The sequence below is a fragment of the Bacteroides clarus genome, assembly GCF_015555825.1.
Taxonomy (GTDB): domain Bacteria; phylum Bacteroidota; class Bacteroidia; order Bacteroidales; family Bacteroidaceae; genus Bacteroides; species Bacteroides clarus.
The window spans coordinates 336,975-356,178 of sequence record NZ_JADNLF010000002.1 but is presented as its reverse complement, the minus strand read 5'-3'; the positions used below and the strand labels follow the sequence as shown (position 1 = coordinate 356,178).

Annotated in this window: 8 protein-coding genes; 6 read left to right on the top strand and 2 right to left on the bottom strand. The window is 42.2% G+C overall.

Going from position 1 to position 19,204, the window contains the following annotated elements:
• Together I2F54_RS03995 and I2F54_RS03990 are read right to left on the bottom strand one after the other, a co-directional pair.
• Entirely contained in the window at positions 1-2,754 is a 2,754-nt protein-coding gene (locus I2F54_RS03995) for a heparinase II/III domain-containing protein (RefSeq protein ID WP_195500568.1), read from the bottom strand.
• A gap of 93 nt (positions 2,755-2,847) precedes the next feature.
• A complete protein-coding gene (locus tag I2F54_RS03990) occupies positions 2,848-6,936 on the bottom strand; it encodes a hybrid sensor histidine kinase/response regulator transcription factor (RefSeq protein ID WP_195500567.1) in 4,089 nt (1,362 codons plus the stop codon).
• A gap of 330 nt (positions 6,937-7,266) precedes the next feature.
• Here I2F54_RS03990 and I2F54_RS03985 point away from each other — a divergent pair, with 330 nt between their 5' ends.
• From I2F54_RS03985 to I2F54_RS03960, 6 genes are all read left to right on the top strand, one after another.
• Positions 7,267-10,416 carry a SusC/RagA family TonB-linked outer membrane protein gene (locus tag I2F54_RS03985; RefSeq protein ID WP_087412815.1) on the top strand — a complete coding sequence of 1,050 codons (3,150 nt, stop codon included), beginning with the start codon at positions 7,267-7,269 and terminating at the stop codon, positions 10,414-10,416.
• Positions 10,417-10,440: 24 nt separating this feature from the next.
• Complete coding sequence (locus I2F54_RS03980) at positions 10,441-12,126, top strand: RagB/SusD family nutrient uptake outer membrane protein (RefSeq protein ID WP_087412816.1); 1,686 nt, start codon at positions 10,441-10,443, stop codon at positions 12,124-12,126.
• A 15-nt stretch (positions 12,127-12,141) separates the two neighbouring features.
• Complete coding sequence (locus tag I2F54_RS03975; protein WP_087412817.1) at positions 12,142-13,557, top strand: glycan-binding surface protein; 1,416 nt, start codon at positions 12,142-12,144, stop codon at positions 13,555-13,557.
• A gap of 32 nt (positions 13,558-13,589) precedes the next feature.
• Positions 13,590-15,506, top strand: coding sequence for an endo-1,4-beta-xylanase (locus I2F54_RS03970; RefSeq protein ID WP_087412818.1), 1,917 nt, complete (start codon positions 13,590-13,592; stop codon positions 15,504-15,506).
• 219 nt (positions 15,507-15,725) lie between these two features.
• Entirely contained in the window at positions 15,726-17,513 is a 1,788-nt protein-coding gene (locus tag I2F54_RS03965; RefSeq protein ID WP_195500566.1) for a GH35 family beta-galactosidase, read from the top strand.
• 35 nt (positions 17,514-17,548) lie between these two features.
• Positions 17,549-19,201 (top strand): sialate O-acetylesterase, encoded by a 1,653-nt coding sequence (locus tag I2F54_RS03960; RefSeq protein WP_195500565.1) that lies wholly within the window; start codon positions 17,549-17,551, stop codon positions 19,199-19,201.
• Positions 19,202-19,204: the final 3 nt, after the last annotated feature.

The window sequence follows — 19,204 nt, the reverse complement described above, 5'->3', positions numbered from 1 at the left end:
CTAGAGCTTCGTTTTCTCCATCACACACTTCTTTATCTTATATGTCTTTCCATTCAAGGTGATTGTACAAGCGCCGGAAGCCGTATAATACCATCCGTTCGATTCTTTCTCGAGCAACACATTCACCGGAGCGTCAGCCTTAATTGATATAGCGGGAGTTTGTAACAACGTGCCGTTCCCTAAAAAGAAAGTACAATCCTCTCCTCGCCGGTTGCCCCATAAAGCGTAGGTAGAAGAGGCTTTCATACCATTGTTCATCGAACAAAGATATGCAGCACTATCCGAAGACAGAATATAATCCATGCGACCGTTTTTCTGTTTTACGCAAATCCCCACATGGCTGCCCGGCTGTTTACACTCCACTTCCGGAAAAGTAACGGAAGAAATCCGTTCGGCTTCCTTCACAGTCGAAGGTTCATAAACGGCTACAAAAGGACGATTCCATGCTTCACCTTCCTGACGGGCTACAAAGGTAAGGGTGGGTTGTTCCTTAATATTATAAGGCATTCCCGGCGTACGGCTCAATCCTTCGGTCATAGGGCTGAGAGCAGAAAACACCGTACGGTCTTTTTCACCCTTCATCCACATATTCATCAGGATATCATCCTTATCGGGCATCTTGATTGTAAAAACAGCTTTTACATCTTTACCTGTCCGGGCACATTTCTTATCGAACAAGTAGGAATAGGCATACAGATGCGCGCCGGCAAAGGCAAGCTCTTCGGTAGGTTGCAGATACAAATCAGTGCCGTCGGCAGCGGTCAAGGTCATTTCCTGTCCCAGGTTATGATAGAAATAATCGTGCATTTTATCTCCGCCACGTTCTTTACGGCTACGGAAAACATCTACGTAGTAACCGGTTTCGGGACCGGTGGTAACGATGCTCATCATACGTGTCTGGTCCGAACGGCTTTCCGGTTCACGGAAATAAACATCGCTGTACGTTACGGAAGGAAATTTTTCCTTTACCGCCGTAGCCGCGGAAGATGCAGGAAAACAGGACAGCAAATCGAATGAATGATTACTCTTCATCACCGGATAACTGGAGATTCCATCGACACATACCGTATTGTGACTGGGAAACTGTGAATAATATTCAGCATAGTCCAATCCGCTATACAGATATAAGCCGATACCGGCATCAGGACCTAACACATATCCTTTACCGTAAAGCTCCATTGAAATACCATTGGCATGCATATGATTACCTTCGCTGGCATTCAGAGAAATCATCAAACTGTTACGCGGATGCATACCATTCCGCTGTACCAGCCACGATACGTTTGGAGCGTAAAATAAAGGAGATACATAGTCTTCCATCTTGCCCGCCCGGACATCTTCTTTCAATTCCAAAGGCTTGTCGTCAAAGAAGGAATTGATGGATACGCGCACATCTTTCTTTGCCGCAGCTTTCCCGGCATCAGGGTCAAGACATTTTAATAGAGCGGTAAAATACCTCTCCTGTTCTTTTTTTCCATTAACTTGGGCGTTTTCAATCATCCGAATAACAGGTGTGGTTTTCAGATACCCCGGATGGGTATCTCCAAAACCGCATATCATCCGATTGGGAAATAAATACTGGGGAGTAGCCGCAACGGCTGTGGGAAGTATCGGCAACTCTTTTGTCAAGTCGCAATGTAGGTTACGGTCAAAGAGATTGGTAAAGTTGGCATAGTCATTCATCACCACACCGCTATAACCGGGACATTCCGCCCAAATGCCCGTATGATGGTCATATCCGTAGTCGGCAAGTTTTTTCAAGCTCCATTGCCGGATGCTGGATTGATTGAGTACATAATCTATATAGTATCCGCGTCCTTTACTGTCGGCATAATGATTATCATCTTCAAGTATCATGCCGATGTCCATTATATAACGCGCCTGCATCAGATTCCAATTATTATGGGGGACTCCGTTAGCAATGATATTATCCGCCCATTTCTTGAAAGCCCCGGCATAAATATTCATTTTATCGGCATAATAAGCAACCAGATATCCATGTAAGAAATCGTACAGAGGAACAATATCATAAAGTATATCTTCATGGATTACCTCAAACGAACTCATACCGACCAATGTTTGCTGATGGCCGTGATTTAAGTCGACGGGGACATTGCGATAATAGATACCTTGCATATAGGTATCGAAAACACCGGCTGCCAGGCGGGCATATTGTTCTTCATCGGTCAACCAGTAAAGGAAAGCCGCGTCACGGGCGATTCCCATAATCTCACGGTTCAGACTTTCGATGTTACGTCCTGTTTTGGCGGGATGAACTTTTTCCAAAGGCCGGCCGGGAAGGGAATTGTTATGAAAGGTAACATTACCGTCCTTATCATCATCGTATGGAATGATATCTGCCAGCTTGGGACGTCCGTGAGTAGCGAATGTACCGCGTGTTCCGGTATAGCGCACTGTTGGCACGGGAGCCTTCGCTCCGCCGGCGTGGTCGAAACTTTCACCTTTTATATACACATCGGTAGCATGAGAATCCCAGTACATGGCAAGACGCGACAAGAGCCAGTCCGGTTGCGCCTCTGTCAGGCGGGTATAGGCATCAGTCTTTGCTTTCAGCTTACCGAATACATCTTTTGCCCATGATTCATTTTCGATTAAATCACGCGTATCCTGCTTCCCATCTGCATTCGTCAGATAACGGGGATGCGATTGGGGAAGTTGCAGGGTACGGATATCGATTTGCGCTTGCAATGCCGTAACTGCCGATAACAGTAAAAGTAATATAGCTTTTCTCATCTCTTAATTCGTTTTGAAAAGGAATACGTACAACCTGCCTCTCACACTCAACCGTCAAGGTATTTTTAGTATCCTTCCATTCTCAAAATGATATTATCGGTGCTGGTTCATATACTCTTTCGGCGACATTCCATATTTCTCGCGGAAAGAGCTGGAAAAATGAGACAGGTTGGTATATCCTGTGGCGTAAGCAATCTCAGAGACGGTAAGTTTATGGTCTTGCGCCAATAAAGTTGCAGCCTGTTGCAAACGGATGTTCTTAATAAAATCGCGAGTGGAAAGGTTAGTCAATTCCTTCAGCTTACGATGAACGTGCACGCGACTTAATCCAACTTCGGAAGCGAGCATCTCAACGTTCAGAGCAGGGTCATCCAGATGCTCATTCACCACTTTCATAATCTTCCCCATCAATATCTCGTCACCGGACTTCATAGTTATTTTTTCTATTTTATCCTCTTGCTGTTGTGCACCGCTGAATTTGTTACGCAACAGCCTGCGATTGGCTATCAGATTGGCGATAGTCCTTTTCAGTAATTCCGTATTGAAAGGTTTCACCATATAAGCATCGGCACCGGTTTCCATTCCCTCCAAAGTATCCTCCGGTTTGGATTTGGCTGTCAATAAGATTATAGGAACATGATTTACATTGGTATTCTGCTTTATCTTACGACATAAAGCCAATCCATCCATTTCGGGCATCATAACATCCGAAATAACCAAATCGGGAGTATCACGCAAAATCAAATCATATGCTTCCTTACCATTATTACAAGTCTCTACCTTGTACTCATCCGACAGTTCCGATTTCAGATAGGCTTTGATTTCAATTTCATCTTCCACTACCAAAATCCGTAAACGCGTCTTTGCTTTAGTACCGGTTTGAGGTTCTTCCTCTTCCATCATGAGTTCTTCTTCCAGTTTCGCTAAAACAGGTTTATCGACTGTGTGGAACATAACAGTATCCGCATCCACAGTTTCCAGTTCATCGGTACGCAAGTGTGCCGAACCCAACGGTATACGTATGATGAAGCGGCTTCCGGGAGCATCTTCCCTGTTTTCAGCAAAAATAATTCCATGATGCAGCTGTACCAGCGAACGGGACAGATGCAAACCGATACCTGTACCGAAATTGGATTTCGTTACATCATTATCTATCTGATAAAAGCGTTCGAAAATGCGTTCTATCTTATTACGGTCGATACCGATACCGCTATCCGTTATCACAATCTCAAAATAGTCACGCAACGCATCCCGGCGTGTTATATCCCGGCCTGTTGACAAACTAACCTGTACCTCACCCCCATCCGGAGTATATTTAAAAGCATTAGACAGAATATTCATCAGCACTTTATCAAAGTTATTCAAGTCTATCCATACTTTCAATTGAGGCATTTCGTGCTTAAAAACAAAACGGATATTCTTTTTACGCGCCATATACTCAAATGTCTGCATCAAGTCGGCAATGAATCCTACCATATCCGTTTCACGGAACTTCATGAACATCTGTCCCTTATCCAGCTTACGAACGTCCATCAACTGATTAATCAAACGCAAAATGCGTTGTGCGTTGCGATAAATCATCAGATATGTTTTATGTAACTCCCCATCTCTTTTATCCGCCAGCAGTTTCTCCAAGGGATTAATGATAAGCGTCATTGGCGTACGTATCTCATGGGATATATTGATAAAGAACTGTAACTTTGCTTCATTCAGTTGTTCGGCATGTTCCCGCTTCATGATTTCACGACGATGTCGCATACGCGACAGGATATAATTGACAATCCCCAACACCAACAGTCCGGCTAAAGTAATGTAAACGCAATACGCCCACCAAGTCTGATACCAAGGGGGAGTAATCAAAATCTTGACGGTACGCGTTTCTGAGTAATTGCCGTAATTGAGGGCGCGCACCTGAAAAGTGTATTGACCTGGCGGCAAATTGTTATAAGTCACACGGTTTACCCCCGGCTCGGTACTGAGCCACTGGGAACCTAATTCGTCCACTTTATATTGATAGGAAATCTGCTCGGGATTATTGTATTGTAATGTGGAGAAAACGATACTGAATGTATTGTCTTTATATGATAGCCGAAACTGATTGGCGTCTTGTACCGATGTATCAATTACGGGTTCTCCGCCCGAAATGCTGTTTTTATGTATCGGATGATTGAATACGTAAAAGTCCGTAACCCACACATTCGTTTCTTTAGAAACACTTCCTATACGCTCCGGAAAAAAATAGGTAACGCCATTAATACCGCCGAAATATATCTTTCCTTTCTTATCTTTATAGAAAGCTCCGTGCGTAAATTCATTGCCTTGCAATCCATCTCCCGAGTAGTAATTGACAAAACGGTTATTCTTGACATCATACTTGCTGATACCCATATAGGTGCTGAGCCATATATCATGCCGGGAATCTTCACAGAGACCGCAAATAACATTATTGGAGAGTCCGTCTGCCGTTGTAAATCGTTTCAGTTCTTCCGTCTTTTTGTTGAAACAGTAAAGTCCGTCTGTCGTGCCCGCCCAAATATTACCGAAATAATCCTCTTGAATGGCATATCCCACGCAGCCTGAAATCAAAGTATTCACCTGCCGATAGTTTATAAAGCTCCCGGTCAAAGGATTGAAACAACTTACTCCTTTATAATGCCCCAACCAGATAAATCCTTCACTATCACAGAATATATAGTTAATCCAGTCGTTAACCAATTCATTTCTTTTTAAATCACCGGTTTCATCCTTAGCAGATTCATAATGTTTCAAACTGCCGGTCTGTAAATTATACTGATAAAAACCGGAGCCCAGTGTACCGATATATAAGTTTTTCTGTTTATCCTCGGTTATAGAAAGTATCTTTTCATTGTCGACAGGCAGAGAGTAATCACATACTCCGGTTTTTCTGTTCAATTTCGCAATACCGCGTGTATAAGAACCAAGCCATAGGTTCTTTTCCGAATCCTCATATATGCACATTATCGTATTAGCCACAGAATGAGAGGAACTTCCCGGCTGGTAATGTCTCAGACAGTCGCCTTCGGCATCCAGTTCATAAATACCTTCATTATCAGCGCCTATCCATAGGTGTTGATCGCTATCCTGAAAAATAGACATGACGCATCCCTGCCCTATAGGATTATAATAGGTGGATTTGCTGCCATAGTACTCAAAGGGGTTACTCTGTTTCGGTATCAGGACAATACCCTTTTGAAACAAGCCTAACCATAAGTTTTTATCCTTGTCTTCCAATATTGTATGTATCTTCCCTTCCGAGAAATCCATCGGAGCAGTATTGATGGTATAATCTTCCAATTGCTTCTTGATGGGATTGTACAACTTCAACCCCTGGCCGTCGGTACCGACCAAAAGTTGCCCGTCTACTAATGCCATGCAATAAACAGACAAAGCGCCATTTCCTACATAAGGAACAGGTGTAAAAGTGTTCTTCTTCCTGTTATAGCATGACAGCCCCCTCTTTTGCGTTCCAACGAAAAGATTGCCTTGTTTATCTTCTATAATAGCTGCTATATTATTATCATTGAGAGTAGGGTATTTGAACACACGCACTTCTTTTGTAGCGGGCATATAACAAATCAATCCGTTACCATAAGTTCCTATCCAAAGATTGTAATAAGAATCTTCATAAAAACAAGATTGAAAATTATAATTGGATTGCCGCAAAAGCTCATCCACCGAAACAGCTTGTTTCCGTTGTTCATCCAACCGGAACATTCCCTGTCCGGTAGTAGTCATCCATATTTCACCATTATGCAGTTCCTGCATCTGTGTAACGTGCGGAAAAACCTGCTTGCCAGCACGTATCATCGGTATTTCAGAAAAGGTATTCGTCTCACGGTCATATCTCATCAGACCGTCAATGCATCCTATCAGCAGGTTTTGCCGGCTATCTTCAAACAACGTACGTACATAGTTATTCTTTATGGAAGTAGAATCGCCCGATACGTGCCAGTAATTTGCAAAACGCAAGCCGTCAAAACTGTTCAGCCCGTATTCTGTCGCTGTCCACATGAACCCTTTACTGTCTTGAAAGAAATGGTTGATTAGGCTGCTGGATAATCCTCCATCTGTGGTATAAAATCTCCCGGTCTGCGCATAAGCAGTAAAAGAAGAAATAACATATATCACAAATGGAAATAATATTTTGAATGATGTTTTCATACTACAGAATTAAAAGTCAAAACAAAAGTATGAAAAATAATAGATAGCTTTGTATGCCATATAACATAAATGTAACATCTGAAGTATATTTTGTTACGCACAGAAAAATGATGTTACATGAATATGTAACACCGGAAACATTCCAAACAGATGTTTCATGGATAACATTATAAATTTGTATCAGACAAAAAAACAATGTTTAATCATTAATTCAATGAAACAAATGAGTACTTAAAGAAAGGCACACTAAAAAGTTCACCTTATTTATATATAACATAAGGAGAATTAAGAAATGAGAGTATAAAAGTTATCCACTAAATTAATTTCATTATGAAATGCACAAATCATTTTATTAAGTATTTAGGATTTATCCTTCTTCTGTTTTTGTTGCCTATTACGCTTCAGGCACAGAATATCACTGTAAAAGGAACAGTAAAAGACGCATTTGGCCCGGTTATTGGTGCCAGTGTAGTACAAAAAGGAACAACAAACGGCGTTGTTACTGACATTGATGGAAATTTTACTCTATCACTTCCATCAAACGGTATTATTGTCATATCTTTTATCGGTTATAAAACACAAGAAATACCTGTATCCGGAAAAAAACAAGTTGAGATTATCTTAAAAGAAGATACAGAAATGCTGGATGAAGTCGTAGTCGTTGGTTATGGCCAAATGAAACGTTCGGATTTAACAGGTTCAGTAGTTTCAGTAAATGACCAAGCCATAAAGAAGTCAGTTCCAACTTCTATCGATCAAGTCTTGCAAGGTCGTGCAGCTGGTGTACAAATCCAAGCGAACTCCGGTACGCCTGGCGCTTCAACTTCTATACAGATTCGTGGTATTAATTCACTAAATGCTACTAATCAGCCTATTTTTGTAATTGACGGCGTAGTAGTAGATTCTGCAACAGATGATGAAAACAGTAACCCTTTGTCAAGCATCAACCCATCGGATATCGTATCAATGGATGTATTAAAAGATGCCTCGGCAACAGCGATCTACGGTTCGCGAGCATCTAACGGAGTCATCATGATTACGACCAAACGCGGACAAGCAGGTGAAGCAAGTATCACTTATGACGGTTATGCAGGCTGGCAAGAAATGCCAAAACAATTAGACATGCTGAATCTACAGGAATATGCCCAACATCATAATGCGCGAGCTGCGCTTGGACTCGTAGATCAAAGCAGTTCTTTTATTCGTCCCGATATGCTTGGACAAGGTACCAATTGGCAAGATGAATTATTCCAAAAAGCTTTTATGAACAGCCATAACTTGTCTGTAAGTGGTGGTAATGAAAAGACAACTTACGCTTTCAGTGGAGGTTATCTTGACCAAAATGGTATAGCGATAAATTCCAGTTTCCGTCGTCTGTCATTACGTTCCAATATTGATACACAGATCAAATCATGGCTCCGTGGTGGAGTAAACTTTTCATTTTCAGAATCAAAACAAAAAGTTGGAACTGATAATAATACCATTATCAGCGCTTTGATTCAACAACCTACCGTTGCTGTTACATCTCCTGACGGCACATATGATGGTCCTGATGATACATGGATGCCTGAAAACCCGGTAGGTCTTGCATCCATCCGTACAAATGAGAATCGTAAAACGAATTTTCGCCTCAACACTTATTTAGAAGCGACCATTCTGAAAGGTCTGACTTTCAAGACAGAAATATCAACAGATTGGAATTACAACAACTACTATTATTACCAACCCGACTATCAATTTGGTATTAAAACAAGTGATACACGTACTTCTAAATGGACTAAAACAAATACTAAATATTGGTCATGGCGTAATATCTTAACGTATAATAATACATTCGCAGAAAAGCATAACATTAATGTTATGATAGGCCAAGAAATGTCACACTACAATTATGAAACTCAGGTTGGTACAGCTACCGGATTTCTAACAAATACAACTCCCGACTTAAGTGCCGGTGACGTTACATCATCTACCACAACAGGTTCCCGTATTGTTAATTCCCTTGCATCATTCTTCGGACGTGCATTTTATTCTTTCGATGAACGCTACCTGCTCACCGCTACCATCCGTCGTGACGGTTCATCCAAATTTGCCAAAGGTAATAAGTGGGGCTGGTTCCCATCAGTAGCTTTAGCATGGCGCACCTCTCAAGAAAGTTTCCTGCGTGACAACCCTGTCATTAATAATCTGAAAGTACGTGCAGGTTGGGGAGCTACAGGTAACCAAAACGTTAGTGATTACGCCTACATGGCATTACTCTCTTATAAGACAACGCCATGGGGTACCGGCGTACTGACCGGAAACACTGCCAATCCCGATTTAACTTGGGAAACAACCAATTCTTATAATTTAGGTATTGACCTCGGTTTATTCCAAAATCGTATTGAGCTTATCGCTGATGTATACTATAAAAAGACAAAGAACCTGTTACTCCAGCTTCCACTTCCTTCATATTTGGGTTCAAGTGGGCAAGGTGCCGCATCCAATCCTTGGGGAAATGTAGGTTCACTGGAGAATAAAGGATTTGAACTGACACTGAATACCACTAATATCATCAAAAAAGACTTCCAGTGGACATCAAATATTATTTTCTCCTTAAACCGTAACAAAGTAGTGCAACTCGATACTGATAATTCATCCATCGAAAAAAGTTATCAACCCAGTTCCACATCCTACATTGTAACCAAGACAACTGTAGGCCAACCTATCGGACAGTTTTGGGGTTACAAAGTTATCGGACGCTTTAATGAGCCAACCGACTTCTACTATAAGGATGCTAACGGTAATGTAAAACAAGTTGCCATTCCTGAAGGTAATACCATAGCCAAGAACAGTACATGGATTGGTGATTATATTTACGAAGATATTAACGGTGACGGTGTAATTAACAGTGAAGACTGTACGTTTATCGGTAATCCCAGTCCCAAGTTTACTTATGGTATAGGTAACACTTTTTCTTACAAAGGGTTTGACCTCACTATATTTTTCTCCGGCTCTTATGGAAATAAAGCACTGAATCTGACTCGTATGCGCATTGAAGATCCACGTTCTAACGGTAATATTCTGAAATCATCGCTAAACTATGCACAGGTAGATTTAATAGATCCCAACGGTTCCGACAGCGATTACCGTAACCTCCACGTAGTTAATGGCGCATCCACTACAATGCCGGCTTTACAAGCATCAGATGCCAACCAAAACTTTACGCGCATCAGTGATATGCTTATAGAAGACGCCTCATATCTCAGACTACAAAATATATCTATCGGCTATACATTCCCCAAGAAGTTAATCAATAAGATACATCTCAGTAACTTGAAACTTTATGCCAATATACAAAACGTATGTACTTGGAGTAAATATAGCGGACTTGATCCGGAAGTGGGTGCAATGTATGGTGATGCACTGATGACAGGAGTCGATTATGGACGTTATCCTTCACCGCGTATCTATACATTCGGATTAAATGTATCTTTCTAAATCACTCTTAAAATGAATTACACAATGAAAAATAAAATATTTACCCTGACAGTAGTTGCCGGTTCACTGTTTATTTCTTCGTGTGAAGACTTCCTGACACACGAAAACACAACCAATGCCAATCAGGAAACATTCTTCGACAGCGAAGAAGCGTTAGAAACGGCCACGGCTCCACTTTATAACTATGTATGGAACAGTTTTAACGACAAAGCATATTATAGTATGGGAGATGGGCGAGCCAATAATATTACCGCTCGTTGGTCCGACTATATTTATCCGTACACTAATTTCACAGAAACAGCATTAAGCCCGGGGTTGGAAGATGCATGGGGTTCTTTTTATTCTGTCATAGCACAGGCTAACTATACCATTAACAACATCAAAGATTATTCAAGTCCTCAGATTAGTGAAGAAGCCAAAACACAAGCCTTTGCCGAAGCACGCTTCATGCGTGGGCTTGCCTACTGGTATATCGGATCTCTATGGGGAAAAGGTATTATCTATGAAAATACAGCCGAATTAGTCAGCAATTCCGTTGTGCCCGCCAATCGAGGAGTAGATGTAATAGAATTTGCAATCCGAGATCTTGAATATGCAGCAGTCAATCTTTCAAAAACAGCCTCTAATGAAGGAAGAGTCACCTGTTATAGCGCTTACGCTTTTTTGTCGCGTATATACCTGTCTATGGCAGGGCTCACTACTGACGGTCAATATGACGGAAGCAACATTGCTACCGATTTCAACCGGGGTACCCGCAACAGTTATTATCTTGAGTTGGCACGTAAAGCAGCCATGAAAGTTATAGAAGAAGGCCCCTACCAATTACTCGAGAATTATGGTGATCTCTTCGCCGTTGCTACGACCAATAACAATAGTGAATCTATTTTTCAACTGCAATGGTTAAGCGGTAGCACTGATGCAATAGGCTGGGGATGCAACAACTCCATGACCACTTATTTTGGCTGGTCTACCATGGTAGGTGAGCAGAACTGGGGCAATGCTACGTATGCTTCGTATGACCTTGTCCGCACCTACGACCCGCAGGACCGTATTCGTCGCCATTACACTATTGCGACTGTGGGAGAATACTATCCTGACCTCAATACAAAAAATGGCGGATATACATACAATGTAACTGAAACCGGTTATGAAAATAAATGCAATTTTAAAAAGTATGTAATCGGTAAGATCGATGACAATGGACAAAGTTATTCACAGAGTAGTGGTTTAAACACCTATATGATGCGCTTGGCTGAAGTTTATTTAAACCTAGCAGAAGCAATTATGGGTAATAACACTTCTACCAGTGATGCTATTGCTTTAGAGTACTTTAATAAAGTGCGCAGACGTGCCGGAATGCCTGAAGTAAATACTATTACATACGATGCTATCCACTACGAACGCCGTATAGAATTTGCTCTCGAAGGACAATACTGGTACGACCTCTTACGACGCTCTTACTATCAGCAACAGGAAGTTGTAAACTACCTCAACAATCAAGAGCGCAACGCCAGTTACAAATGGGATGAAACAGAAGATTGCCAATATGCCAAGACAGACGACGGAACTAGTGTGGCAACAGCTACTGTCAGTAACCTCACTCTACCTATATCCGACGTGGATAGTGGTCGTAATCCGCTGCTAAACCAAGAACCCGAAGCCTATACGTTTGGTGAAAGGGAAGTTTCAGAAGAAGATTTGTTCAATTGATTAAGCCAGACAGATATGAAAAGTACAAAATATATTAAGTTGTTGTGCATGTTATTACTACCTACAGTTTTCATTTCATGTAATAAAGATGACGAATACTTTGATGAGAAATATCAAAGTACCCCGATAACCGTAACCCAAGTTTATTTGGAAGACTATGAATCTTCCGTACCCGACCGACCTATTACCTATGCACGTCTCGGACAACTGATTCGCATAGAAGGAAGTGGATTCTATGGTATGAAAAAAGTCTATATCAACGGATACGACACATACTTCAACCGTGCTTACGTTACAGACAACTCTATGTTGGTTTCCATTAATAGTGATACCCCCGTATCTGATGCAGAACCCGAAGAGCGTAACATTATACGTTTCGTCAAAAACAACACGGAATTATCCTACAATTTCACGATACGCGCCGCTTCCCCCACCATCACAAGTATCAGCAATACACTGCCTGCAGCAGGTGAAAAAGTTACGGTATACGGTACCGGATTGGAAGAGACTTCCAAAGTAACCCTGCCCGGAAGTATAGAAATAACAACCGGTATAGAAAGCGATGAAGATGGAGAATGGTATTCCTTTACTATGCCTTCGGGAGTGACTACCGGGGGAAGTATCTATTCGGAAGGAGCCAATGGTCAAGCTGCCACTCCTGCCTACTTCAATAACGCAGATTGTATGATACTTAATTTCGACGGTAGCGGCACTCAAGGTTTTTGGAGTTGGAGCGAAACCGGATCTATGATTAATGCAGATGACTTGGTTACCGACCCGGTTTCCGGCAGCAATCGCGGCAAATGCCTGCAATTAATTCCCGAACGACTGATTGCAGCCGGTGGAATCATGTCAGGTAAACCTCGGGCATCCGAATGTTGGACTGCCGGTAATGATGACGCTGCCGATGACTGGAGCCGGATGTATCAATACATACCGAAAGAAACCCCTCTTACGGAAGTCGCATTGCAATTTGATATCTATGTAGCGGAAAACGAACCCTGGAGTAATTGCGGACATATACAAATCAACCTGTTCAATAACTTCAACTTTGCAGGAATCGGTTCGGATGACGACGGCTCTTCTAACCAGGTGGCTTTCTATGTACCTTATATACAAGACGGAGAAATCGTACCATTCTATACAGAAGGCTGGCAAACAGTTACAATCCCATTCAGTGAATTTAATAAATATGCCACATTAATAGCTGATAAGGAGACACCTACCTTTGAAGACGTGGTAACAGACCGGAATTCTGCCAGCTACCGGAACTTCGGTATCGGATTTGTTAATACAGATTTTACTTACAAGGATGTTACTGTGGAATCCAACACCTTTGCAACCCACATCTATCTTGATAATTGGCGCGTAGTACCTTGCAAAGACATTATAATCTCCGACTATCCGGAAGACGAAGAAGAGACTGAATAAATCAAATAGAAAAACATTAAAGATTATTGATTATGAAACGAAATAGGATTATTCTTTCGTTAATAGCTTGCACGCTTACGTTGACGGGCTGTGACGACCAGATAATGGAATGGCAAAAAGCGGACGGGAATATCAACAGTTCGGAAATACCTTTGGAACTGAATGAAAAGATAGCTTTATACAACAGTATCAAGACATACGCAGAGCAATATACACCTAACATGACTATAGGTTTGGGCTTAGGTGCAGAAGAATATATCAGCAATGCCGATTACAAAAAAATTGCCGATGAAAATTTCCAAATGTTTACAGCTGGCAATGCAATGAAACATCAGTCAATAGTGCAAGGTGATGGTTCACTTGATTTCACTACCGTTGACGCTTTTTTGGAAGTTGTACCGACAGACATCAAAATTTATGGGCATAACTTTATCTGGCATACGCAACAAAATCAAAATTACCTAAAGAATTTAATTGCACCCGAAGTAGACTTTGACAGTAGTGGAGATGGCAATTACTGTGTTAACGGTTCTTTTGAAAACGGAATGGAGAATTGGAGCTCAGAGAATAAAGGTGCAGGCATAGAAGTCATTGATTCCGATGATGCTATTGAAGGGGAAAAAATCCTAAAGATGACAGCGAGTAGCACATCTACAAAGGAATATGACTTACAAATCATTACTGATCCAATGCCCACTTTAACCAATAAAAAAGTACAGATTTCATTCTGGGTAAAATCTGATAAAGATGGAGAAGGACGTTTGTCCTTCTCAGGTATGACTAATAATTATCCATATATGAACTGGACTGGATCTCAATCAAGCTGGACTAAGTCATTTAATACATCTACAAATTGGCAATTAATTAATGTAATCCCACAAAACTTCAGTACAGATTTTGAAGAGGGAGGAACGACTTGGAAAATAAACTTTGATTTTGGTTTTAAGCCAAATGTCACTTATTATATTGATAATGTACAAGTAGTAGAGTATACAGAAGGACAAGCTAAACAATTTAAAGCCCAATTTGCTACTCGTGGTACCACCATAACTTATACCCCAAAATCTGATGAAGAAAAGAAAAGAATCCTATTAGATGCTATGGAATCCTGGATAAAAGGTATGGCAGAGCACGTAGGTAACCGTATTCAAGAATGGGATGTCATTAATGAACCTATAACTGATGATGGCCGATGGCGTGGTATAGACGGTGCCTTCGGTAGCACAGACAGCGAAGGGAAAGCTGATACAGCACCTACGGAAGATACTACTAACGGGCTAAACTTAAACTGGTCGAACGAAGCCGGCAACGGTCATTTCTACTGGGGTTACTATCTTGGCAAAGATTATGCCACCAAAGCATTTGAATATGCTCGAAAATATTGCGCGCAGGGTTCCCGTCTTTATGTCAACGATTACAACTTAGAAACAAGTCCCAACAAATTAGCAGCCCTAATTGACTTTGTAAAATACATTGATGAAAACAATGCAACCGGCCAGCCTATCGTCGATGGTATCGGCACACAAATGCACGTAACCGCAAGCAGTATCACCCGTGAACAGATAGATGCCATGTTTCAAACAATGGCCGCTACAGGCAAGTTAGTCCGCGTCACCGAACTTGATGTCGCATTAGGAACAGCTTCACCGTCCGCCGAACAATTGGAACTTCAGGCAAATGTATATCAAATGGTTTTCGAATCATACAAGGCAAATGTTCCCGAAGCACAACAGTCAGGTATCACCATCTGGACATTAAGCGATAATGCAGCCGAACATGAATACTGGCTGCCCGATGAATCGCCCAACCTGTTTGACGGCAATTACAACCGTAAACATGCTTACAAAGGCGTATGCGATGGAATTGCAGGGAAAGATATAAGTGAAGAATTCAGTGGGGATGATTGGAAGAACATCTCTTCAAAAGAAGAAAGTACTTCTGAAGAATAAATAAAATCACCCTATACATCATCTATCGACGCAAATAAGACTACATCATATTCTTATCATTCGATAGATGATGTATAATCCCCCTAAAAAGGCATCCTAAAACCGATTGTTACATAAGCAACATTTTATGTAACATCCGGCAAACAGTATGTAACAAAAACAAAGCATTGTACAATAGCAACGAAAGCCCCTTTATAAATTACCCGTTATCTTTGTAACATGAAAAGCATATTCAAAACATATCGGCAAAACATCGGAACATATTTCCATAACTTCGAAGCTTATCCGCAAAAGATAGGAGGATATTTAGTTCTACTTTTTATCATCCATTTCTTTACTGTTGAACCGGCTGTCGCTCAAAAAAGTTTCTTGCAGTCACAAGGCACTGCCACCCAACTTATCGTAGACGGTAAACCTTTCCTCATATTAGGCGGCGAGCTCGGTAATTCATCCGCCTCATCCGTACAAGACATCGAACGGATTTTTCCTAAATTACAAAGAATGGGATTAAATACCGTCCTCGTTCCTGCATACTGGGATTTAACAGAACCAACCGAAGGTCACTTCGATTTTACACTTACCGACAAAGTCCTGCAACAAGCACGCCGGAACAATCTGAAAGTCGTCTTCTTATGGTTCGGAGCCTGGAAAAACTCCATGAGTTGTTATGCTCCTCTCTGGTTCAAAGAAAACCATAAGAAATATCCCCGCGCTTACACGCAAACAGGTAAACCGTTGGAAATAGCCAGCGCTTTCTCCGAAAATGTCTATCAAGCAGACAATCGTGCCTTTTCGGCATGGCTACAACACATCGCTGCAATCGACAAAGAAGAAGGTACCGTCATCATGGTACAAATAGAAAATGAGATAGGCATGCTGGAAGATGCACGCGACTACTCTCAAGAAGCTGACAAAGCATTCCGTGCTCCTGTTCCCACAGAATTAATGAACTATCTGCAAAAAAACAAAAAGACGCTGCATTCCCAAATGATAAAAAAATGGGAGAGCCAAGACTGCAAGAAACAAGGCACATGGCAAGAAGTATTCGGTGCAGACATCTATACCGACGAAATTTTCATGGCATGGCACTACGCCCGCTACGTAGAACGAATGGCACAAACCGCCCGTTCCATCTATAACGTACCTTTATACGTCAACGCCGCCATGAACAGTCGCGGACGTAAACCGGGTGAATATCCTTCGGCAGGTCCGTTGGCACATCTTATCGACGTGTGGCGCTGCGGAGCACCCAATATCGACATCTTAGCGCCAGACCTGTACGATGACGGTTTCACCAATTGGGTAGCACAGTACAAACTGCATAACAACCCTCTTTTTATCCCAGAAATCCGTCTGACAGATAATAACGGAGTACGAGCTTTCTATATTTTCGGCGAACATGACGCCATCGGTATCAGCCCGTTCTCCATAGAGGATGGTTCCGACTCTTCCGATTCTCCTTTAGTTCAAAGCTATGCCAGATTAAAGGAACTAATGCCTTTACTCACTGAATATCAAGGCAAAGGTATGATGAAAGGAGTTCTTTTCAACCAAAAAGACAAAGAGCGTATCATTACGGATGATGACTTATCAATAACCTGCCGACACTATTTCACATTACCATGGGACCCACGCGCCACAGATGGCAGCGCATGGCCCGAAGGTGGCGGCCTCATCCTAAAACTATCCAAGAACGAATATATTGTAGCCGGTAGCGGTATCGTTTTGGAATTTACCAAGGCCTCGGAGAAACCGGGTTCCGAGATACGGAAACAACTGGGTGAAGACGGATTCGCCTTAAGTAACGAACAGGCAAAGACAAAAAAAGAAAGGTTTCAAGGAATGCGTTGCGGCATCGGTCATGTGGATGAAGTAGAGGTGGACAAAGAAGGAAAGTTCCGTTATATCCGCCGATTGAACGGCGACCAAGACCATCAGGGGCGCCACGTACGAATATCGGTAGGAGAATTCAAGATACTGCATGTACGATTGTACGAATATCAATAAAATTGATAAGTATATACCATAAAAGGATTTGAAATATGAAATATTTGATTCATGATAAGATTAGGTTAGGAGTAGCAGTGCTGCTTTGCTTTTGCACCGCCTTACAAACGGATGCAAAGGTGAAGCTGCCTGCTTTGATTTCGGACGGGATGGTATTGCAGCGTGAACAGCCTGTAAAAGTATGGGGAACTGCTGACGCAGGCGAAAGGGTCAGTGTAACATTCATGAAAAAGAAGTATGCCGCCACCGCTGACAACAACGGACAGTGGAACGTAACACTACCGCCAATGAAAGCAGGCGGTCCGTATCTAATGCAAATCAACGACATCAAACTGAACGATATATTGATAGGCGACGTATGGCTCTGTTCAGGGCAGTCGAATATGGAACTGCCTGTCAGCCGGGTGACAGATATGTTCGCCGCAGAGATTAGCGAATACAGCAATGAAAGAATCCGGCAGATTATCGTACCTAAAGTCTACAACTTCCATGCACCGCAAGAAACACTTTCCGCTACAAGCTGGAAACCGATGACGCAAGAAAACGTAATGAACTTCTCCGCCCTCGCCTGCTTCTTTGCCAAAGAGATGTATGAGAAAACCGAAGTGCCCGTAGGTATCATCAACTCCAGTTGGGGTGGTACCCCCATAGAAGCTTGGATCAGTGAAGAGGGATTAAAGGAATTTCCCATCTACATCAACGATAAACGCCTGTATGAAGATGATATCTATTGCGCACATATCAAGAAGCTGGAAGGCGAATGTTTCTATCGCTGGAACTCATCACTTTATCGCAGCGATGCCGGGCTACACGAACGGACTCCCTGGTATGCCTCAAACTATGATGATAGCGATTGGCAAACAGTGAACATGTTTTCCCGTACATGGGGCAATAACGGATTGAATCCCATTGCCGGCTCACACTGGCTGCGCCAAAACGTGGAAATACCGCACACCTGGAGCGACAAAGAAGTCACTCTGCGGTTAGGTTGCATCATAGATGCGGATTCCGTATACGTAAACGGTACATTTGTAGGAACTACCGGCTATCAATATCCGCCCCGTATCTACCGTATTCCGGCCGGGACACTGAAACCGGGAGTTAACAATATCACCGTACGCATCATCAGCAACGGCGGACAACCGGGATTTGTACAGGAAAAGCCGTACAAGCTCATCTGCGATAATGAGAGCACCGATCTGAAAGAAGAATGGAAATACCGTTTGGGAGCCCCTATGCCGTCGGCTCCGAACATGATGTTTTTCTGTTACAAGCCCGTATGTCTGTACAATGCCATGATAGCTCCTTTGCAACATTACACGTTGCGGGGCACAGTATGGTATCAGGGCGAATCAAACGTATCACGACGGAATGAATACGCTACTCTCCTTACAACCATGATTGCCGACTGGAGGCGTACTTTCGGTCAACCGGAATTGCCTTTTTATATAGTGGAACTGGCAGACTATCTATCCAAAGAAGATATCGGCGGCCGCAAGGCATGGGCAGAAATGCGTTTAGAACAGGCAAAAGCGGCCCAAGCCACTCCTAATGCTTTTCTTATACGTAACAGCGATTTAGGAGAATGGAACGATATTCATCCGCTCGACAAAAAGACATTGGGCAAACGCATAGCAGACAAAGTATTGGAAACATTGCCTATTAAAAAAGTGAAATCAAAGAACTAATAA